At 41.2% G+C, this 18,988-nt stretch carries 21 protein-coding genes; 19 read left to right on the top strand and 2 right to left on the bottom strand.

Annotated features, from left to right (window positions below; all coding sequences use genetic code 11):
• The first annotated feature begins 3 nt into the window (after positions 1-3).
• From BET01_RS14745 to BET01_RS14735, 3 genes are all read left to right on the top strand, one after another.
• Positions 4-660 carry a 3-oxoacid CoA-transferase subunit B gene (locus tag BET01_RS14745; protein ID WP_120197566.1) on the top strand — a complete coding sequence of 219 codons (657 nt, stop codon included), beginning with the start codon at positions 4-6 and terminating at the stop codon, positions 658-660.
• A 99-nt stretch (positions 661-759) separates the two neighbouring features.
• A complete protein-coding gene (locus BET01_RS14740; protein ID WP_120197565.1) occupies positions 760-906 on the top strand; it encodes a cyclic lactone autoinducer peptide in 147 nt (48 codons plus the stop codon).
• 13 nt (positions 907-919) lie between these two features.
• Positions 920-1,501 (top strand): accessory gene regulator B family protein, encoded by a 582-nt coding sequence (locus BET01_RS14735; RefSeq protein ID WP_120197564.1) that lies wholly within the window; start codon positions 920-922, stop codon positions 1,499-1,501.
• Positions 1,502-1,564: 63 nt separating this feature from the next.
• On the opposite strand, the gene BET01_RS14730 is transcribed toward BET01_RS14735, so the two are convergent.
• The gene (locus BET01_RS14730) at positions 1,565-2,764 is read right to left on the bottom strand and encodes an FprA family A-type flavoprotein (RefSeq protein WP_120197563.1); all 1,200 of its coding nucleotides are present in this window, start codon (positions 2,762-2,764) and stop codon (positions 1,565-1,567) included.
• A 263-nt stretch (positions 2,765-3,027) separates the two neighbouring features.
• Between BET01_RS14730 and BET01_RS14725 the strand changes: the two genes are divergently transcribed.
• From BET01_RS14725 to BET01_RS14670, 13 genes are all read left to right on the top strand, one after another.
• Positions 3,028-3,429 (top strand): helix-turn-helix transcriptional regulator, encoded by a 402-nt coding sequence (locus BET01_RS14725; protein ID WP_120197562.1) that lies wholly within the window; start codon positions 3,028-3,030, stop codon positions 3,427-3,429.
• A complete protein-coding gene (locus tag BET01_RS14720; protein ID WP_120197561.1) occupies positions 3,426-4,010 on the top strand; it encodes an ATP-dependent Clp protease proteolytic subunit in 585 nt (194 codons plus the stop codon). Before BET01_RS14725 ends, BET01_RS14720 begins: the two co-directional genes overlap by 4 nt.
• A gap of 71 nt (positions 4,011-4,081) precedes the next feature.
• On the top strand, positions 4,082-4,543 hold the full coding sequence (locus BET01_RS14715; protein ID WP_120197560.1) for a DUF523 domain-containing protein: 462 nt from the start codon (positions 4,082-4,084) through the stop codon (positions 4,541-4,543).
• Between the two features lie 41 nt (positions 4,544-4,584).
• Positions 4,585-5,172 (top strand): hydrolase, encoded by a 588-nt coding sequence (locus BET01_RS14710; RefSeq protein WP_120197559.1) that lies wholly within the window; start codon positions 4,585-4,587, stop codon positions 5,170-5,172.
• 146 nt (positions 5,173-5,318) lie between these two features.
• A complete protein-coding gene (locus BET01_RS14705; RefSeq protein WP_120197558.1) occupies positions 5,319-6,638 on the top strand; it encodes an aspartate kinase in 1,320 nt (439 codons plus the stop codon).
• Between the two features lie 55 nt (positions 6,639-6,693).
• Positions 6,694-6,882, top strand: coding sequence for a DUF6783 domain-containing protein (locus BET01_RS22425; RefSeq protein WP_408610171.1), 189 nt, complete (start codon positions 6,694-6,696; stop codon positions 6,880-6,882).
• A gap of 45 nt (positions 6,883-6,927) precedes the next feature.
• Positions 6,928-8,049 (top strand): aldo/keto reductase, encoded by a 1,122-nt coding sequence (locus BET01_RS14700; protein ID WP_120197557.1) that lies wholly within the window; start codon positions 6,928-6,930, stop codon positions 8,047-8,049.
• 26 nt (positions 8,050-8,075) lie between these two features.
• The gene (gene pap, locus BET01_RS14695; RefSeq protein WP_120197556.1) at positions 8,076-9,575 is read left to right on the top strand and encodes a polyphosphate:AMP phosphotransferase; all 1,500 of its coding nucleotides are present in this window, start codon (positions 8,076-8,078) and stop codon (positions 9,573-9,575) included.
• Positions 9,576-9,641: 66 nt separating this feature from the next.
• Positions 9,642-10,895, top strand: coding sequence for a BaiN/RdsA family NAD(P)/FAD-dependent oxidoreductase (locus tag BET01_RS14690; protein WP_120197555.1), 1,254 nt, complete (start codon positions 9,642-9,644; stop codon positions 10,893-10,895).
• Complete coding sequence (gene cmk / locus BET01_RS14685; RefSeq protein ID WP_120197636.1) at positions 10,895-11,581, top strand: (d)CMP kinase; 687 nt, start codon at positions 10,895-10,897, stop codon at positions 11,579-11,581. The genes BET01_RS14690 and cmk overlap by 1 nt, the downstream gene beginning before the upstream one ends.
• Before the next feature lie 2 nt (positions 11,582-11,583).
• Positions 11,584-12,435: a 4-hydroxy-3-methylbut-2-enyl diphosphate reductase gene (gene ispH, locus BET01_RS14680; RefSeq protein WP_120197554.1), complete on the top strand. Its 852-nt coding sequence runs from the start codon at positions 11,584-11,586 to the stop codon at positions 12,433-12,435.
• Positions 12,416-13,510, top strand: a complete 1,095-nt coding sequence (rpsA, locus tag BET01_RS14675; RefSeq protein WP_120197553.1) for a 30S ribosomal protein S1 — start codon at positions 12,416-12,418, stop codon at positions 13,508-13,510. Before ispH ends, rpsA begins: the two co-directional genes overlap by 20 nt.
• Before the next feature lie 89 nt (positions 13,511-13,599).
• Complete coding sequence (locus BET01_RS14670) at positions 13,600-15,663, top strand: M13 family metallopeptidase (RefSeq protein WP_120197635.1); 2,064 nt, start codon at positions 13,600-13,602, stop codon at positions 15,661-15,663.
• Between the two features lie 35 nt (positions 15,664-15,698).
• Here the strand turns inward: BET01_RS14670 and BET01_RS14665 are convergent, their stop codons facing one another.
• Positions 15,699-16,058: a metal-dependent transcriptional regulator gene (locus BET01_RS14665; protein WP_120197552.1), complete on the bottom strand. Its 360-nt coding sequence runs from the start codon at positions 16,056-16,058 to the stop codon at positions 15,699-15,701.
• A gap of 187 nt (positions 16,059-16,245) precedes the next feature.
• Here BET01_RS14665 and BET01_RS14660 point away from each other — a divergent pair, with 187 nt between their 5' ends.
• From BET01_RS14660 to feoB, 3 genes are all read left to right on the top strand, one after another.
• Positions 16,246-16,461 carry a FeoA family protein gene (locus BET01_RS14660; protein WP_120197551.1) on the top strand — a complete coding sequence of 72 codons (216 nt, stop codon included), beginning with the start codon at positions 16,246-16,248 and terminating at the stop codon, positions 16,459-16,461.
• Positions 16,462-16,477: 16 nt separating this feature from the next.
• On the top strand, positions 16,478-16,696 hold the full coding sequence (locus BET01_RS14655; RefSeq protein ID WP_120197550.1) for a FeoA family protein: 219 nt from the start codon (positions 16,478-16,480) through the stop codon (positions 16,694-16,696).
• Positions 16,697-16,768: 72 nt separating this feature from the next.
• On the top strand, positions 16,769-18,946 hold the full coding sequence (gene feoB / locus BET01_RS14650) for a ferrous iron transport protein B (RefSeq protein ID WP_120197549.1): 2,178 nt from the start codon (positions 16,769-16,771) through the stop codon (positions 18,944-18,946).
• Positions 18,947-18,988 lie beyond the last annotated feature (42 nt).

Below are 18,988 nucleotides of genomic sequence, written 5' to 3'. Positions count from 1 at the left end.
AATATGGATAAGAGAGAATTGATTGCAAAAAGAATCGCAAAGGAATTAAAAGATGGTGATGTTGTCAATCTTGGCATTGGTATGCCAACCATGGTGGCTAACTACATACCAGAAGATGTTCATGTCATGCTAGAAGCAGAAAATGGAATCATGGGCGTGGGACCCAATGCCAGCCAGGAGGAAGAATCTTTAAACTGTATTGACGCAGGTGGAAATTATGTGACTACGGTAAAAGGAGCCAGTTACTTTGACAGCGCATTCTCCTTTAGTCTTATACGGGGCGGACACGTAGATGTTACGGTATTAGGAGCTTTGGAAGTGGATGAAGAGGGAAACGTTGCCAACTGGATGATTCCGGGTAAAAAAGTACCTGGTATGGGTGGAGCCATGGATCTGGTCGTGGGAGCAAAAAAGGTGATTTTAGCCATGGAGCACGTAAGTAAAAACGGAGCACCAAAGATACTTAGAAGATGCAGACTTCCCTTGACCGCCACAAAAGTAGCAAAGACCATAGTGACCGATATGGCAGTCATAGATGTAGTTCCCAATAAGGGACTTGTGTTAAAGGAAATTGCTCCAGGATTCACTCTAGAAGATGTCCAGAATCAGACAGAAGCACATCTAATTGTTTCACCAAATCTAAAGGTAATGGAAGTTTAAGATATATGCTCCAATTCTTAAGATTGTATGTAAATCAGAATAATACAAGGAACGAATCATATATTTTTAATAACAATAAAAAGAATGGAGGCATTTAAAATGAAACATGAATTAAAGAAATTATCACTGGAAATTGCATCAAAAATCATCTTGGGTTCCGCTAAAACAGAAGCAAACAGTTCCTGCTTTTTCATTGGATACCAGCCAAAATTACCTGAAAATGCAAAGAAATTAAGAAAATTCTAAGGCGAAGTACCGTATGATACCATGGGAAGAATCCTTTACCAGAAGACTAATCTATTATCATATTATTGCAGAAGAAGATGCTGAAATTTATAAATTTGGAATGGAGTGTCTGATTCTGAAAATCATTCATTGTATTTCATATTTATGGATTGCAGTCTGTTTGCAAAGGGTGCCGGAATTAATTCTAATTGGAAGTGTTTTGATACCATTAAGAAGAAATGCAGGGGGATATCATGCAAAGACCAAAACAGGATGTTATCTGTTTTCCTGCTGTTATATTTTTATAATCCTTTTATTATCTCATTTTACAATAAATCAGTTCTTGTTGTGGGGATTATTGGCCTTATCTGACGTAATTATTTATGTTATGAGTCCGGCTGATAATGAGAATAAGAGACTGGATGAGAAAGAGAAAGAATTCTATAGGAAAAAAGCAAGAGAGATCCTAATCCTGGCAAATATCGGTAGTATGATATTTGATGCCATCCAATTGGTTTATGTAGGAGGTTTAATAAGATGGGCAATTTGCGCCGCTGCATTTTTACTGGTACTGCAAAAGATAATAAATCCTGTGATAATAGAATCCAATTCATAAAAAACCCCTCCCAGGTTCAGCTGATACGCTGTATCCCGGGAGGGGTTTTACATTGACCTGATATTATAAAGTTTTTACGATAGCTTCAGCCATAGCATTGATTTCTGTAAGCTGATCTTCTTTTACAGAAGACTTAATGGTAATCATATCATCAAGTATGGTCATGTTTTTCATCTGTGAAATGATTTCAGCCATCTTTTTACCTGCTGTAATTCCCCAGGTACCATTCTCCATGAGAGCAACTGTACGGTTTTGTACATTATGGGATTTCATATCCATAAGCAGGTGTTCCATGCTGCTAAAGATACCGCTGTTGTAAGTCGCGGAAGCAAATACCAGATGGCTGCACCGGAATGCTTCTGATATCAGCACGGACGGATGTGTAACAGCTACATCATAGACTACCACGTTTTTGACACCCTGATCTGCTAAGCGGCAGGCCAGTATATTGGCAGCATTCTCTGTGTTGCCGTAGATAGAACCATAAGCGATCATAACGGATTTTTCTTCCGGCTCATAACTGCTCCACAAAAGGTACTTATCCACGTACCAGTTAATATCTGATCGCCATACAGGGCCGTGAAGCGGGCAGAGAAGTTGAATATCAAGTGTCGCAAGTTTCTTTAATAGTGTCATGGTAGATGGGCCGTATTTGCCCACAATATTGGAATAATATCTTCTGGAATCATCAAGCCAGTCCCGCTCAAAATTCAATTCGTCAGCAAATATATTTCCATTCATAGCGCCAAAGGTACCAAAGGCATCGGCTGAAAAAAGGACCTTATCCGTAGTATCATAAGTGACCATAACTTCCGGCCAGTGGACCATAGGAGCCAGATAGAAGGTAAAGTTGTGCTTACCGGTACTTAAGGTATCTCCTTCTTTTACAATGATTGCTCTGGAATCAACACCAAATTCGTAAAACTGGTTAATTATGGGAACTGTTTTTGCATTGCATACGACCTGTACATCCGGATACCTTCTTACGATCTCTCCTAAGGTAGCACAGTGATCCGGCTCCATATGATTGACAATAATATAATCTAGGTTCCGTCCATCAAGCACAGCTTCCACATTTTCCAAAAATTGTCCAGTAATCGCCCGGTCAACGGTATCAAACAGTACAGTCTTCTCGTCTAGCATGACATAAGAATTATAGGAAATTCCTCTCGGAATCGGGTAAGCGTTCTCGAACAGAGCCAGACGGCGGTCACTTCCCCCGACCCAGTATAAATCGTCGTTGATTTTTTTTACACAATACATGTTGCAGCCTTCCTTTCTTTCGTTCGAACTATCTTATCAATTAAAAGTATACTATATTTTAAGGGAAATGTCATTGTTTTTTCTACCAAAATAGTAGGATTTACTGATATTATAGCCCTCTTGAATTATTTTATCTGTATGAGGTGGTACAAATTGTGCAGATTCCTCTATTTTATGGAAAAACCTCGAAAATAACCGCATTTTTTATTAAGACAATGAAGATAAGAACTGATATAATCAAAATCATATTAAGGAGGTGGAACATGGTTGAGAAGAAAAGTGCAATCAAAGATGTGACTGAATATATAGAAGCAAAGATGTCTTTAGAGGAAAGACTGGATCTGGAAACAATTGCAACTCATGCCGGATATTCCAAGTTTCATTTAAATCGTATGTTTTTTGAAATGACTGGATGCACGCTACATCGCTATATTAAGGAACGAAGGCTTTCAGAGGCAGCAAGAAAGCTTGTGGAGGAGGAAACATATTCCATCTCTGACATTGCCTTTGAGGCATCTTATCAGTCCCAGCAGGCATTTACTTTGGCGTTTAAACAGGCCTTTGGTTGTACGCCAAAGACGTACAGAGAAAATGGAATCTGTAAAGAGTTAAGAAGAATGGAAATTATCTCCAGGCAGGCAGATGAAAGGAGGTGCGCCGCATGAGTTTTGTACCTTATGTCATTGAGAAGACATCGGCAGGAGAGCGGAGCTACGATATCTTTTCCCGTTTGTTAAAAGAGCGGATCATCTTTCTTGGAGAAGAAGTAAGTGATGAATCTGCAAGGCTGATCGTGGCACAACTTCTGTTTTTAGAGGCTGAGGACCCGTCAAAGGATATCTCGTTTTACATTAATTGTCCAGGCGGCTCTGTCACGGCAGGATTTGCTATTTACGATACTATGAGACATATTAAATGTGACGTTTCCACCATTTGTCTTGGTTTTGCAGCAAGCTTTGGAGCATTTCTTTTGGCTGGTGGAACAAAGGGAAAACGATTTGCCCTGCCAAATGCTGAAATCATGATCCATCAGGTAGCGGTTCAAAGTATTGGGGGAAAAGCCTCAGATATATCTATATTCACGAAAAAGCTTGAAATGGATAAATACAAACTAAACCGAATCATGGCTGAAAATACTGGGCATACCACAGAAGAAATAGAACGGGATACGGACCGTGATCATTATATGACAGCGCAGGAAGCCAAGGCCTACGGAATCATTGATGAAATCGTAGAACGAAAATAAAGAAGCAATCAGAGGTTCAATCTTAAAAAAGGGGATTGAACCTCTTTCTTTTTTTTGTTAGAGTAGGATTTATGAAAGGAGGCTCTAAGGTGGAAGAGAAAAGAGAAAACATACTGGTAAGTGCTTGCCTTTTGGGGGTGAATTGCCGCTATGACGGTGGAAATGGCAAAAGGGAAGAAGTGTTATCCCTGATGGAGCATTATAATTTGATTCCAGTCTGCCCGGAGCAGCTAGGAGGTCTTATGACTCCAAGAGAACCGGCAGAGAGGCAAAGGGATGGCTTGGTAATGAATCAGCAAGGGCAGGACGTGACAAGCTTTTTTAAAGAGGGTGCGAATGAAACATTAAAAATCGGCAAGCTATACGGCTGCAAACGTGCCATATTAAAGGAGCGCAGTCCGTCTTGTGGACATGGAGTTATTTATGATGGCACTTTTTCCGGTTCAAAAATAGAAGGAAGCGGTATGACAGCGGAGCTTTTAGAGAAACATGGAATTCAAGTAACAGGTGAAAGCGGTATAAATGTAATATGATGAAAGAATCATCTGAACGTTATGAGAAGGAGAGGAATAGGATGAAAACAACAGTTACCAGACTGGAAGCATTAAAACTGCTTATGAAATATAATAAAGAACCCTTCCATCTGCTTCACGGTCTGACCGTAGAAGGGGTCATGAAGTGGTACGCAGATGAAATGGGATATCTAGATGAGGTAGAATTCTGGGGACTAGCTGGGCTTCTCCATGATGTTGATTTTGAAGAATTCCCAGAGGAACACTGTAAAAAGGCTCCTGAGCTCTTAGCTGAAATTGGAGCAGAAGAAGAGCTGGTGCGGGCCATTGTAAGCCATGGATATGGAATCTGCGTAGACGTGAAACCAGAACACACCATGGAAAAGATTTTATTTGCAGCAGATGAACTCACCGGACTCATCGGTGCAGCAGCCAGAATGCGTCCATCAAAAAGCGTGTTGGATATGGAGATTTCAAGCCTGAAGAAAAAGTTTAAGGACAAGAAATTTGCAGCCGGATGTTCCAGAGATGTAATCGCAAAGGGGGCGGAAGCTCTTGACTGGACCCTTGATGATTTATTTGAGAAAACCATACTTGCCATGCGTTCCTGCGAAGAAAAAGTAAACTTAGAAATGGAAACTCTAATTTAAAAACCCAGGGAATCAGATAGATTATTTATTCATAAAAATGGAAAAATATGCAATCTATTTGAAAAATGCTTGACATCAGAAAGTAATTGGGATATTATTTCCGTTAAATATCCACATAATAACCTGTATCAAAGGAGAGAGACGCTATGAAAAAAGTTGTAAAATTCGGAGGCAGCTCTTTGGCCAGCGCAAAGCAGTTTAAAAAGGTTGGAGATATCATTCGGGGAGACAAAAGCAGGCGGTATGTGGTCCCTTCCGCACCTGGAAAGCGTAGTGACAAGGACGAAAAAGTGACTGATATGCTGTATCAGTGTTATGAGGCAGCAACTCAAGGAAAAAGCTATAAAAAGATATTAGAGAAAATCAGAGAACGTTACGATGAAATCATTGACGGTCTTAGTTTAAACCTAAATCTGGATTTTGAATTTTCCACCATTGAAGAGAATTTCCTCAAACAGGCCGGAAAGGATTATGCGGCTTCTAGAGGTGAATATTTAAACGGAATGGTAATGGCAGAGTATCTGGGCTACGAATTTATAGACGCGGCTGAAGTGATCTTCTTTGATACAGACGGAAGCTTTTTAGCGGACCTTACAGACAAAGAGCTGGGGGATCGCCTGGAGCATGTGGAAAAAGCCGTAATACCAGGCTTTTATGGAGCGAAAAAAGATGGAACCATTAAAACCTTTTCCAGAGGTGGTTCTGATATAACAGGTTCTATTGTTGCAAAGGCCATTCATGCTGACATGTATGAAAATTGGACCGATGTGTCGGGCTTTTTGGTAGCAGATCCAAGGATTATCAAAAATCCTGAAGTCATTGAAACCATTACATACAGAGAACTAAGGGAACTGGCCTATATGGGTGCAAGTGTGCTTCATGAGGATGCCATCTTCCCCGTAAGAAAAGAAGGCATTCCTATTAATATCAGAAATACCAATTGTCCAGAAGATAAAGGAACCGTAATTGTAGAAAGCACCTGCAAAAAACCCAATTATACCATTACAGGAATCGCAGGAAAAAAAGGTTTTTGCTCCATTAACATTGAAAAAGCCATGATGAATGCGGAAGTGGGCTTTGGGAGAAAGGTGTTAGAGGTATTCGAACGATACGGTGTATCTTTTGAACACATGCCATCAGGCATTGATACCATGACGATCTTTGTCCATCAATCGGAATTTGAAGAGTTTGAGCAGTCCGTAATCGCAGGAATCCATCGGGCCGTGGAACCGGATTTCATTGAGATGGAATCAGACCTAGCCTTAGTAGCCGTAGTAGGGCGGGGAATGAAGGCGACCAGAGGGACTGCCGGAAGAATCTTCTCAGCACTGGCTCATTCCAGAGTGAACGTTAAGATGATTGATCAGGGTTCCAGTGAACTAAACATAATAATCGGCGTTAAGAATGCAGACTTTGAGGAAGCAATTAAGGCTATTTACGATATCTTTATTATGACAGAAGTATAAGAATAAGACAGGAAGCAGAGCAAAAAAGCTGTGTTTCCTGTCTTTCTTTTTTAGGGTGTGTCTGAAAACTCATCGCTCCAATCTGCACGTCCCACTTCGCAGTATATTTGCTCCAAATTCAGTTGGCGTAGCCCACTACGCCGCCTTCATCTGGAACAAATCTCCCACAAAGAGTAACGTACATCTTGAAACAAGCAGTTTTCAGACACGCCCTAAGATAAAAACTATTTTTATGTGTGGCTGATTGTGATACAATTGTTTTATTAAATACACATGCGGAGGTTTTATTATGCAGTATCGTGAATTTGGAAAAACAGGTTTAAAAGTATCAGCACTAGGGTTTGGAGCCATGAGACTTCCCGTACTCGATAACAATCAGGTGGATGAAGAACGTGCAATTAAGATGATCCGTCATGCCATTGATGAAGGAGTAAATTACATAGACACAGCGTATCCTTATCATCAAGGAGAAAGTGAGCGGATCGTAGGAAACGCACTTTTAGATGGCTACCGGGAAAAGACATATCTAGCCACCAAGTGTCCGGTCTGGAAGCTTGAAAAGGAAGAGGATTTTGAGCTTATTTTAGAAGAGCAGTTAGAAAAGCTGCAAACTGACCATATTGATTTTTATCTTCTTCATGCACTTAGCAGGGACCGGTTTGAAGATACGGTGAAAAAATTTGATCTCGTAAAGAAAATGGAAAAAGCAAGGGAACAAGGAAAGATTAAATATCTTGGTTTTTCCTTCCATGATTCATATGACGTGTTTCAGGATATCCTAGATTATTATGATGGATGGGATTTTTGCCAAATCCAGTATAACTACGTGGACCTTACTCATCAGGCAGGTGAAAAAGGCTTAAAAGAGGCAGCTTCTAAGGGGCTTGCCGTAGTAGTAATGGAGCCGCTTTTGGGTGGAAAGCTAGCCACTCCTGCCGCTCATGTAAAAGAGTTATTTAAAGAAGATAAATCCTGTGTGGAATATGCCCTGGACTTTATATGGGATCAGCCAGAGGTCAGCTTGTTATTAAGTGGTATGAGTGATGAGACTCAGTTGGAAGAAAACCTTCTATATGGAGACAGAAGCCATATTCATATGGTAACCAAAGAGGAAAAAGAAATCTATAAAAAGGCAAAGGAAGTGTATGATTCCATGGCCCTAGTGGGATGCACCGGTTGTCGTTACTGCCTTCCTTGTCCATTTGGACTTCCGATTCCAGATATATTTACCCTTTATAATATGACGGCTGCCCACAAAGAAGAGGAAGCAGTGGAAGGGTATCGCAACATATCGATCAATGCTGAGAGTTGTATGGCATGCCACCGTTGTGAAGAAGAATGTCCACAGATGATAAAGATCAGCCAGGTTATGCCAGAGGTGGCAAACGTATTTTCCCATCTGAAGGCATAACAGCTTAATTAGAGGAGGGACCGTTTATGCTAGAGAAAATCGATTTATTGAAAAAAATTGATCAAGGTGATTATAAAGAAAAAATCAAGGAACAAACACTACGTCTTGGAGAGCTGCAGCGTAAGCTTAAGGATGCGAAGATTCCAGTATCAATTGTATTTGAAGGCATGGGAGCATCTGGAAAAGGGACCCAGATTAATCATCTGATACAGGCACTTGATCCAAGGGGATTTGATGTGTATGCCAATGATAAATCAACCAAGGAAGAGCGGATGCGCCCGTTTCTATGGCGTTTTTGGACAAAGCTACCGGCTCAAGGCAGAATCGCCCTCTTTGACAGAAGCTGGTATCGTCAGGTGACCATGGAGCGTTTTGACGGAAAGATAAAAGAGTGTGACATGGCGGGAGCATATAAGGACATCCAGTCCTTTGAACGACAGCTTACGGATGATGGCATGGTCATTATAAAACTGTTTCTCTACATTTCTCAAAAGGAGCAAAAGAGCCGGTTAAAAAAACTGGATGCCTCAAAGGATACCAGTTGGAGAGTTTCTTCAGATGACTGGCGAAGAAATAAAGAATATGACAAGTTTCTAAGTATTTGTGAAGAAATGCTTGAAAAGACAGATACGGACTTTGCTCCTTGGACCATCATAGAAGCAATGGATAAGGATTATGCAGCAGTGAAAATCATGACCCATGTGGCAGACCGATTGGAAGAGGCGTATCACCTTTGCTTATCCCGGGGGGAAAGAAAGGAAAAAGAAGTTCCAATCCGCACAAAAGAGTACCAAAATGGAGTTCTGTCTGGAGTTGACCTAACAAAGACCTTGACAAAGGAAGAATATAAAAGAGAAATTGATGTTTTACAGGAGCGTTTAGAGCAGCTTCACAGCCAGATATACCGGTTGAAAATCCCGGCAATCATTGGTTTTGAGGGCTGGGATGCAGCTGGAAAAGGTGGCGCCATCAGACGGCTTACCAGTCATCTGGACCCAAGGGGGTATAAAGTATATCCCACATCTGCTCCTAATGATATGGAACGGGTTCATCATTACCTTTGGCGGTTCTGGAACAATGTTCCAAGGTCTGGTCATATCGCAATCTTTGACCGCACCTGGTACGGTCGTGTTCTGGTGGAGCGGATTGAGGGCTTTTGCAGTGAGAATCAGTGGAAGCAGGCGTATCAGGAGATTAATGAGATGGAAGATCACATGGCAAATGCTGGAGCCGTGGTCTTAAAGTTTTGGATTCATATTGATAAAGATGAGCAGGAGCGTCGGTTTAGGGCAAGATCCGAAGATCCCTTAAAACAATGGAAAATAACGGATGAAGACTGGAGAAACAGAGAGAAGTGGGATGAGTATGAAGAGGCTGTTAATGAGATGTTAGTCCGCACCTCCACCACATATGCTCCCTGGATTGTAGTAGAAGGAAACTGTAAATATTATGCCAGAGTAAAGATCTTAAAAACAGTGGTGGAAGCCCTGGAAGCTAAGATAAGTGAGGCAAAGAAAAATACGTGACCGCTTGTATTTTCCTCCTTTTTCGTGTAAAGTAGAAATGGAGTGAATGAACCAGGAGGATACGGCATGAATACGGTTTTAATCGTGGGCGGTGGCGCTGCAGGGATGCTGGCTGGTATAGCAGCAGCCATGAAGGGCAGTACCGTCCATATTTTTGAGAAAAATGAAAAGCTTGGAAAAAAGGTTTTTATTACGGGAAAAGGTCGTTGTAACGTGACCAATGCCTGTGATACGGAAGAATTGTTTGGTAACGTTGTGACCAATGCCAAATTTTTATACAGCAGTTTTTATGGCTTTACCAATTTTGATATGATGAATCTTTTAGAAGAACTTGGATGCACGCTTAAAACTGAGCGCGGAAACCGGGTATTCCCTGCATCAGATAAATCTTCTGATGTAATTCGTGTTTTGAATCAGAGACTCCTGGATTTAGGGGTTACCATTCACTACCGTGCAGACGTAAAAAAGCTTTTAATAGAATCCGGTTCCATAACCGGACTTGTGGTAAATATTAGCGGAAAGAAAGAACAGTTTATGGCAGATTCCGTGATCATAGCTTGTGGTGGTTTTTCCTATCAGTTAACCGGATCAACGGGAGATGGCTATGAGCTTGCAAAAGAAGCGGGTCATACTGTCACAGAACTCTCTCCAGCCCTTGTTCCCTTTGTAGTAGAGGAGCCTATGATAAAAGAGCTTCAAGGCTTATCCCTTCGCAATATAGAGGCAACGATTTCAAGAGGGAAAAAGATCGTCTACCAGGAGTTTGGGGAAATGCTCTTTACCCATTATGGTGTCAGCGGACCAGTGCTCTTAAGCGCCAGCAGCTATGCTGCAAAGGAACTAAAAAAAGGTCCATTGACCTTATCCATTGATCTAAAGCCCGCGCTGACCGTAGAGCAGCTAGATAACAGGCTATTACGGGATTTTGATGAGGCTATGAATAAACAGTTTAAGAATTCTTTGAATCAACTTTATCCGGCCAAACTGGTTCCTGTTATGATAGACAGAAGTCAGATTTCACCGGAAAAAAAGGTCAATGAGATTACAAAAGAAGAACGCATAAGAATCATTGAACTCACGAAAGCATTTACCCTTACTCTCACCGTGCTTCGTGCCTACAATGAGGCCATCATTACCCAGGGTGGAGTTACCGTAAAAGAGGTTAATCCTTCTTCCATGGAATCAAAGCTGGTTCCCGGACTTTATTTTGCAGGAGAGGTTTTAGATCTTGATGCGGTGACCGGAGGCTTTAATTTACAGATCGCCTGGTCCACAGGATGGGCGGCTGGAACTGCGGCTGGAGAGGAGAAAGACAAATGATGACAGAGATTTATAATATAGCAATCGACGGCCCAGCAGGAGCTGGAAAAAGCACCATTGCAAGATCCGTAGCAGAAAAGCTTCATTTCGTGTATGTTGATACGGGGGCGATGTACCGTGCCATGGCTCTTCATTTTTTAAGAATGGGCATTACGCCAACGGATGAAGCAGCCATCTCTCAGGCTACTAAAGACGTAAAGGTGACCATATCATACGAAAACGGAGAACAGCAGGTGATCTTAAACGGAGAAAATGTCTCTGGTCTCATTCGCACCGGAGAAGTTAGTGATATGGCCTCTGCAACCTCTGTATATATGCCAGTAAGGGAAAAACTGGTGGAGCTTCAAAAGGAACTTGCCAGAAAAGAAAATGTAATCATGGATGGCAGAGATATCGGAACCTGTGTCCTTCCTGATGCAGATTTAAAGATATATCTAACTGCAAGCAGTCGGGTTCGGGCAAAGAGAAGATTTGCGCAACTTAAAGATAACCAAGGGGAATTTACTTTGGAAGACATAGAAAAAGATATCATTGAGAGGGACAACCGGGATATGAACCGGGAGCATTCCCCGTTAAAACAGGCTGAGGATGCCATCCTTTTGGATTCCTCCTCTTTGCCAAAAAAAATGGTGGAAGAGCGGATTTTAGAATTGTTCCTTGAAAGAAAAAAGGAAGGGAAGAAGTAATCATGGAAGTGGTAGTTGCAAAATCAGCAGGATTCTGCTTCGGCGTAAAACGAGCCGTGGACCAGGTTTATGAACAGCTGAAACGAAACGATAAGCCCATTTATACCTTCGGTCCCATCATTCATAACGAAGAAGTAGTAAGGGATCTGGAGGAAAAGGGAGTTAAGGTAATTGAGACAGAAGAAGAACTTCAAACCATCAGAGATGCTGTCGTCGTTATAAGGTCTCATGGAGTTGGAAAGAGAGTTTACGATATCTTGGAAGGAAACGGCATTGAGATTATTGATGCCACCTGCCCTTATGTAAGGAAGATACACAAAGTCGCCCAGGAACAAAATCAAGATGGAAGACGTATCATTATAATCGGAAATGAATCGCATCCTGAAGTACAAGGTATTAAAGGCTGGGGAAATGCAAATACTCTAGTTGTGGAAACACCCGAACAAGTGGAAACTTTACCTTTAGTAGAAGGAGAAAGGCTGTGTATTGTATCACAGACGACATTTAATTACAAGAAATTTCAAGATTTAGTTGATAAATTTTCTGAAACGAGGTATGATATACTTGTTTTAAATACGATTTGCAATGCAACACAGGAAAGACAAGTGGAAGCAAGGCGGATAGCTTCAGAAGTGGATGCCATGATTGTTGTAGGTGGAAAAAGCAGTTCTAATACCCAGAAGCTATACGAGATATGCCGAAGGGAGTGTAAGAATACTTACTATATCCAGACACTAGGTGATTTAGATCCTGATTGTGTAAATTCTGTGCGCAGCGTAGGTATTACAGCCGGGGCTTCAACCCCGAATCATATTATCGAGGAGGTTCATACTAATGTCAGAGTTAAGTTTTGAACAAATGTTAGAAGAATCATTGAAAACCATACGTACAGGAGAGATCGTCACTGGTAAAGTCATCGACGTAAAAGAAGATGAAATCGTCTTGAATATAGGTTACAAGTCTGACGGCACCATCCCACGTAGTGAATACTCGGATGACCAGAATTTAGATCTTACAACTGTTGTACAGGTTGGAGATGAAATGGAAGCCAAAGTTACTAGAGTTAACGATGGTGAAGGACAGGTTGCTTTATCCTACAAGAGACTTGCAGCAGACAGAGGCAACAAGAAGCTGGAAGAAGCATTTGAAAACCACGAAGTATTAACTGCTAAAGTTGCTCAGGTTCTTGACGGCGGTTTAAGTGTTGTCGTAGACGGTGCAAGAGTATTCATTCCTGCTAGCCTTGTTTCTGACTCTTATGAGAAAGATTTATCTAAATATGCAGATAAAGAAATTGAATTCATCATTACAGAATTCAATCCTAAGAGAAGAAGAATCATCGGCGACAGAAAGCAGCTTATGGTTGCTAAGAGAGCAGAATTACAGAAGGAATTATTCAGCAGAATCCATACTGGCGATATTGTTGAAGGAACTATTAAGAACGTTACTGATTTCGGTGCATTCATCGATCTTGGCGGCGCTGATGGTTTACTTCATATCTCCGAAATGAGCTGGGGCAGAGTAGAAAGCCCTAAGAAAGCATTCAAGGCTGGAGAAAAAGTTGAAGTATTAATCAAGGACATTAATGGCGATAAGATTGCCTTAAGCTTAAAGTTCGCTGAGACAAACCCATGGAAAGATGCTTCTGATAAATACGCAGTAGGCAACGTAGTAACAGGAAGAGTAGCACGTATGACTGACTTTGGCGCATTCGTTGAGTTAGAGCCAGGCGTTGACGCACTTCTTCATGTATCCCAGATTTCCAGAGAGCACGTAGAGAAGCCATCTGATGTACTTTCTATTAACCAGGAAATCGAAGCAAGAGTCGTTGATTTCAACGAAGATGACAAAAAGATTAGTTTAAGTATCAAAGCACTTCAGGCACAGGACGAATATGATGAAGCGCCTGTATATTCTGACGAAGCTTAAACATAATAAGATATATGACAGATAAGGAAGTGGAGCAATCCACTTCCTTTTTTGAGTCCAAAAAAGGAACGAAAAAGAAAGGGGAAACTATGAAAAGAAAATTCAGTTTATTCCTGGCACTTTTTCTGGTACTGTCATTTATCTTAAATGGATGCAGCAGAAAAAAGGAGACAGCACCAGAACCGGAGCAGACCGCTGCTCAGCCAGTCAATGTTTCAGGTAAGGCAGAAAGCGCCCAGTCGGAAGAGGAGAGGAAGTTGCTAGTAAGTGATTACTATGATTATGTAAATCAAAAAGTGCTAAGCGAAAAAGAGATACCAAAGGATTCCAACCAATGGAGTTATTTTTATGATCTAGACAAGGAAGCTTATGAGATCTTAAATGAGGTGCTAAAAGGTGCGGTAAATGATCGGGCAAATGCAAAAACAGGTTCCATTCAGCAAAAAATTGGAGATTTGTATCTGACCGCCATGGATATGGATGGCAGAGAAAAGGCTGGACTAGGAACACTAAAGCCTTATATAGATAGCATCAAAGGTGCTTGTAGTGTGGCAGAATATATGAAGGCTTTGGGAACAATCTATTCTGACATCGGTTTTGGAAGCCTGATTCTTCCCCAGTGGACGGAAGATATGAAGGACTCCACACGGTATGCCTTGTATCTAAACGGAGCTGATTTAGGTCCTGGAAAAGAAACGTTGGAAGATGAGACCTTATCAGCACTTTTAGAGAATTACCAGACCTACATTGATAAAACCATGGAATACTCCGGTTTAACCCAAGAAGAGGCGAAAAAGGCAGGAGCGGATATTTTGACATTTCAAAAAGATTTGGCAAAAAGTGCTCTTTCTTTGAGTCGGCAAAACGATCCTGGAATCATTTACAATCCTTATACTTCTGATCAATTAAAAGAGTTGTTTCCAGATGAGGCCATGGAAGGATTCCTTAAGGCAGCGGGACTTAAGGATTCGGACCACTTCGTTGTGACCGACGTGGAACAGATGAAGAAAATAAATGAATATCTAAAAGAGGATAATCTTCCCCTTTTAAAGAATTACGCGGTATTTTGCTTGCTCAATGATTTTGCTGGGTATCTGACGCCTGAGATTCGGGATAACCGTATGGAATGGAACAAAATCCAAAATGGGATTAAGGAAAATAAAACAGACGATAAACTGGCAAGTGAGATGACACAGGATATGCTTGGGTTTGAATTTGGGCGTCTCTATGTGGAAAAGAGTTTTTCCCAGGAAGATAAAGAATCCATCAGGGATATGGTGGAACAGATTCTTGAAGTATATAAAAAACAGATTATGGCCCTTGACTGGATGGGAGAAGATACAAAAGCGGCAGCAATAAAGAAACTTGATCATATGACTCTAAAAATAGGCTACCCAGATCAGTGGCCCAATGATTATGAAAAAGCACAGGTTCTTTCCACAGAAAAGGGAGGAAACCTTATAAGCAATGTACTTTCCCTGGTAAAAGCCAAAAATGATGTGCAAAAGGAAAAGGTACGAAAACCGGTGGATAAAGGGGAATGGGGCATGACGCCTCAGACTGTTAATGCTTATTATAATCCAACAGGGAATGAAATTGTATTTCCGGCAGCCATCTTACAGCCTCCTTTTTATGATCCGAAAGCTAAATTCGCATCAAACCTTGGAGGGATTGGCATGGTTATTGCCCATGAGATCAGCCATGCCTTTGATTCTTCTGGTTCTCAGTATGATGAAAATGGAAACTATCATGTATGGTGGACGGACAAAGATCGGGCAAAATTCAAAGAACTGGCAAGCCAGGTGGAAGCCTATTATGATAATCAAGAGGGATTTGAGGGACGTCATGTGAGTGGTGCCCAGACCTTAAATGAAAATATTGCGGATCTAGGTGCCCTCTCTAGCATCACCAAGATCGCAGGGAATGACATGGAAGATTTCCGCCTTCTCTTTCGTCAGTATGCCACCATATGGGCTTCCAAGTATACGAAGGAGGCCATGATTAAGCGGTTGAACACTGATGTCCATTCCCCGGCAAAGGTAAGAGTCAACGCAGTGTTAAGTGCCACAGATGAGTTCTATGAAGCTTATCCTGAGATCAAGGAAACAGATGCCATGTATGTTCCTCCTGATAAACGGGTAAAGATCTGGTAAACGAGATTAAAAAAAGGACCGGGTATCGGTCCTTTTTATATCATTTGCTTTTTCAGTGCTTCAAAGCTTTCTTTGCTTATGACGTGTTCAATCCGGCAAGCATCTTCGTCAGCAATCTCCTTAGATACTCCAAGAGTGACGAGCCAATCAGATAGAAACTGGTGTCTCTCATAGATCATCTCAGCAATGGCTTTCCCATCTTCTGTTAGATAGATGTATCCTTCTTTTGTAACCGTAATGTGATTTCGTTCTCGCAGATGCTTCATCGCAACGCTGACACTGGATTTTTTAAAACCAAGTTCTTCCGCCACATCCACAGATCGTACTACCGGGCGAGTTTTACTTAAAACAAGTATGACTTCCAGATAGTTTTCTGATGATTCATTGGTATGCATAATTAGCGTCACCTCAATCTAAAATAGTTATTTTAGTATATCACACCGTCGCTGTAACATCAAATATAAAATTATTGATAAAAAAAATCAAAATAAATCTTGACAACTTCTGTAGGTTAGCATATACTAACCTACAGGATATGGAAATGATTATCATTAAAAATTATATAAAGAAAGAAGATGACGAATGATGCCTTTGACAATGATGAAAGCTGGTGAACCGAACGTGATCCGCAAGGTTGGAGGAAAAGAAGAGACAAGACGGTTTTTAGAAAACCTGGGTTTTGTAACAGGTGGGATTGTAACCGTTGTTTCTGAAATTGGTGGAAACATGATCGTTAATGTTAAAGATTCCAGAGTAGCAATCGGAAAAGATATGGCCAATAAGATATTGGTAGGCTAAAGAAGGAGAAATAGAGATGACATTAAAGGAAATTCCATGCGGAAAAACAGTTAAGGTAACCAAGCTGACTGGTGAGGGTCCGATAAAGAGAAGAATTATGGATATGGGCATCACAAAAGGCGTTGACATCTTTGTAAGGAAAGTCGCACCATTTGGAGATCCAGTTGAAGTTACCGTAAGAGGATACGAGTTATCCCTTCGTAAGGCTGATGCTGAGATGATTGTAGTTGAGTAATTTTTTTTACACATGAGTTAGGTAAAACTAATACCATACAAATTAGTGCTGACAGGCAGAAAGAGGTAGAGTATGTCAATTAAGATTGCATTAGCAGGAAATCCAAACTGCGGAAAGACGACGCTGTTTAATGCGCTTACGGGATCAAATCAGTTTGTGGGGAACTGGCCCGGAGTTACTGTTGAGAAGAAGGAAGGAAGATTAAAAGGCCATAAAGATGTTATCATTATGGATCTTCCGGGAATTTATTCTCTTTCTCCTTATACATTGGAAGAAGTAGTTGCTAGAAACTATTTGATTGGAGAGCGTCCTGATGCTATCCTTAACATTGTAGACGGAACCAACATAGAACGTAACCTTTACTTATCTACCCAACTTATGGAGTTGGGAATTCCAGTCATCATGGCTATTAACATGATGGATATCGTTGCGAAAAACGGAGACAAGATACATATCGAAAAACTGAGTCAAAAACTTGGTTGTGAAGTAGTGGAAATCTCCGCGTTAAAGGGGACCGGTATCCAGCAGGCGGCTGAGAAGGCAATTGCGGTTGCAAATAAAAAGAAGAATGCAATTCCAGTTCATAAATTCCAGGCAGAATTGGAAAGTGTATTGGATTCCATTGAGGATAAATTAGGAAACGATGTTCCAGAAGAACAAAAACGTTTCTTTGCAATTAAGCTTTTAGAAAAAGACGAAAAGATTGAAAGTCAGCTTAAGAGAGTTCCTGATGTATCTGAGGAGATAACTCTGGTTGAACGTGAGATGGATGATGATACAGAAAGTATTATTACCAATGAGAGGTATACCTACATCTCTTCTATTATAGGGGAGTGTTACACAAGAAGCAAAAGAGATAAACTTACAGTATCAGATAAGATTGACCAGATCGTTACCAACCGATTTCTAGCCATTCCTATTTTTGCTGCGGTAATGTTTCTAGTATATTATGTGTCCGTTACCACCGTTGGTACTTGGGCGACAGACTGGACCAATGATAACCTCTTTGGTGATGGATTTACGTTCTTTGGTATTGATATACCTGGAATTCCAGTCATGATTGAAAACCTTTTAGTTGCAATTGGTTGTGCAGACTGGCTTCAGGGCTTGATCGTTAACGGAATCGTTGCCGGTGTCGGCGCTGTTCTTGGTTTCGTTCCTCAGATGTTAGTACTTTTCGTATTCCTCGCATTTTTGGAGAGCTGCGGATATATGGCAAGAGTTGCATTTATCATGGACCGTATCTTCCGTAAATTCGGCCTTTCCGGTAAGTCCTTTATTCCGATGTTAATCGGAACTGGATGTGGCGTACCAGGAATTATGGCATCACGTACCATTGAAAATGACCGTGACCGTAAGATGACAATCATGACAACGACTTTCATTCCTTGTAGTGCAAAGCTTCCGATTATCGCTCTGATTTCAGGTGCGTTGTTTGGTGGAGCTGCATGGGTAGCACCAAGTGCTTACTTTGTAGGAATTGCAGCAATTATCTGTTCTGGTATCATTCTTAAAAAGACAAAGATTTTTTCCGGAGATCCAGCTCCCTTTGTTATGGAGCTTCCAGCTTATCATATGCCAACCTTAGAAAACATCTTAAGAAGCATGTGGGAACGTGGCTGGTCCTTTATTAAAAAAGCTGGTACCATCATTTTACTGGCTACTATCGTTGTATGGTTTGCTTCTTACTTTGGCTGGGTTGACGGACAGTTTAGACTTCTTGACACCTTAGAGCTTGATCACAGTGTACTTGCAGCATTAGGAAGTAGCGTAAGCTGGTTATTTGCTCCTCTTGGTTGGGGTAACTGGAAATCAGCCGTTGCTGCTATCACAGGCCTGATCGCAAAAGAGAACGTAGTAGGAACCTTTGGTATCCTTTACGGATTTGCAGAAGTAGCGGAAGATGGAACTGAGATTTGGGGAACTCTTGCAGGAAGCATGACTGCTGTGGCAGCTTATTCCTTCTTGGTATTTAATCTTCTTTGCGCTCCTTGCTTTGCAGCGATGGGTGCCATTAAAAGAGAGATGAATAACACCAGATGGTTTTGGTATGCAGTTGGATATCAGACAATCCTTGCTTATGTGGTAGCACTTTGTGTTTACCAGATCGGTACGCTCATCACCACAGGAACCTTTGGATTCTTCACATTTGTAGCATTTGCTTTGATCATTGGATTTATCGGTCTTCTTATTAGACCAATGAAAGAATATAAGACAACAAAATCAAAAAGTGTAGCAGGCGCCAAATAAGTCGCGGTACACGAAAAAAGAGCCTGCATGTAAGTGCAGGCT

It is taken from the genome of Lacrimispora algidixylanolytica (assembly GCF_003609635.1).
GTDB lineage: Bacteria > Bacillota > Clostridia > Lachnospirales > Lachnospiraceae > Lacrimispora > Lacrimispora algidixylanolytica.
This window is presented reverse-complemented; position numbering and strand designations above follow the sequence as displayed.

What these genes read in the sequence shown, in the direction of transcription:
- BET01_RS14665 (WP_120197552.1), bottom strand. Translation starts at nt 16,058, where the DNA reads ATGCATACCAATGAATCATCAGAAAACTATCTGGAAGTCATACTTGTT.
- BET01_RS14710 (WP_120197559.1), top strand. Translation starts at nt 4,585, where the DNA reads ATGAAAACAACAGTTACCAGACTGGAAGCATTAAAACTGCTTATGAAA.
- BET01_RS14735 (WP_120197564.1), top strand. Translation starts at nt 920, where the DNA reads ATGATACCATGGGAAGAATCCTTTACCAGAAGACTAATCTATTATCAT.
- cmk (WP_120197636.1), top strand. Translation starts at nt 10,895, where the DNA reads ATGACAGAGATTTATAATATAGCAATCGACGGCCCAGCAGGAGCTGGA.
- feoB (WP_120197549.1), top strand. Translation starts at nt 16,769, where the DNA reads ATGTCAATTAAGATTGCATTAGCAGGAAATCCAAACTGCGGAAAGACG.
- BET01_RS14725 (WP_120197562.1), top strand. Translation starts at nt 3,028, where the DNA reads ATGGTTGAGAAGAAAAGTGCAATCAAAGATGTGACTGAATATATAGAA.
- BET01_RS14705 (WP_120197558.1), top strand. Translation starts at nt 5,319, where the DNA reads ATGAAAAAAGTTGTAAAATTCGGAGGCAGCTCTTTGGCCAGCGCAAAG.
- BET01_RS14700 (WP_120197557.1), top strand. Translation starts at nt 6,928, where the DNA reads ATGCAGTATCGTGAATTTGGAAAAACAGGTTTAAAAGTATCAGCACTA.
- BET01_RS14655 (WP_120197550.1), top strand. Translation starts at nt 16,478, where the DNA reads ATGACATTAAAGGAAATTCCATGCGGAAAAACAGTTAAGGTAACCAAG.
- BET01_RS14730 (WP_120197563.1), bottom strand. Translation starts at nt 2,764, where the DNA reads ATGTATTGTGTAAAAAAAATCAACGACGATTTATACTGGGTCGGGGGA.
- BET01_RS14740 (WP_120197565.1), top strand. Translation starts at nt 760, where the DNA reads ATGAAACATGAATTAAAGAAATTATCACTGGAAATTGCATCAAAAATC.
- pap (WP_120197556.1), top strand. Translation starts at nt 8,076, where the DNA reads ATGCTAGAGAAAATCGATTTATTGAAAAAAATTGATCAAGGTGATTAT.
- BET01_RS14690 (WP_120197555.1), top strand. Translation starts at nt 9,642, where the DNA reads ATGAATACGGTTTTAATCGTGGGCGGTGGCGCTGCAGGGATGCTGGCT.
- BET01_RS14660 (WP_120197551.1), top strand. Translation starts at nt 16,246, where the DNA reads ATGATGCCTTTGACAATGATGAAAGCTGGTGAACCGAACGTGATCCGC.
- BET01_RS14745 (WP_120197566.1), top strand. Translation starts at nt 4, where the DNA reads ATGGATAAGAGAGAATTGATTGCAAAAAGAATCGCAAAGGAATTAAAA.
- BET01_RS14670 (WP_120197635.1), top strand. Translation starts at nt 13,600, where the DNA reads ATGAAAAGAAAATTCAGTTTATTCCTGGCACTTTTTCTGGTACTGTCA.
- ispH (WP_120197554.1), top strand. Translation starts at nt 11,584, where the DNA reads ATGGAAGTGGTAGTTGCAAAATCAGCAGGATTCTGCTTCGGCGTAAAA.
- BET01_RS14715 (WP_120197560.1), top strand. Translation starts at nt 4,082, where the DNA reads ATGAAAGGAGGCTCTAAGGTGGAAGAGAAAAGAGAAAACATACTGGTA.
- rpsA (WP_120197553.1), top strand. Translation starts at nt 12,416, where the DNA reads ATGTCAGAGTTAAGTTTTGAACAAATGTTAGAAGAATCATTGAAAACC.
- BET01_RS14720 (WP_120197561.1), top strand. Translation starts at nt 3,426, where the DNA reads ATGAGTTTTGTACCTTATGTCATTGAGAAGACATCGGCAGGAGAGCGG.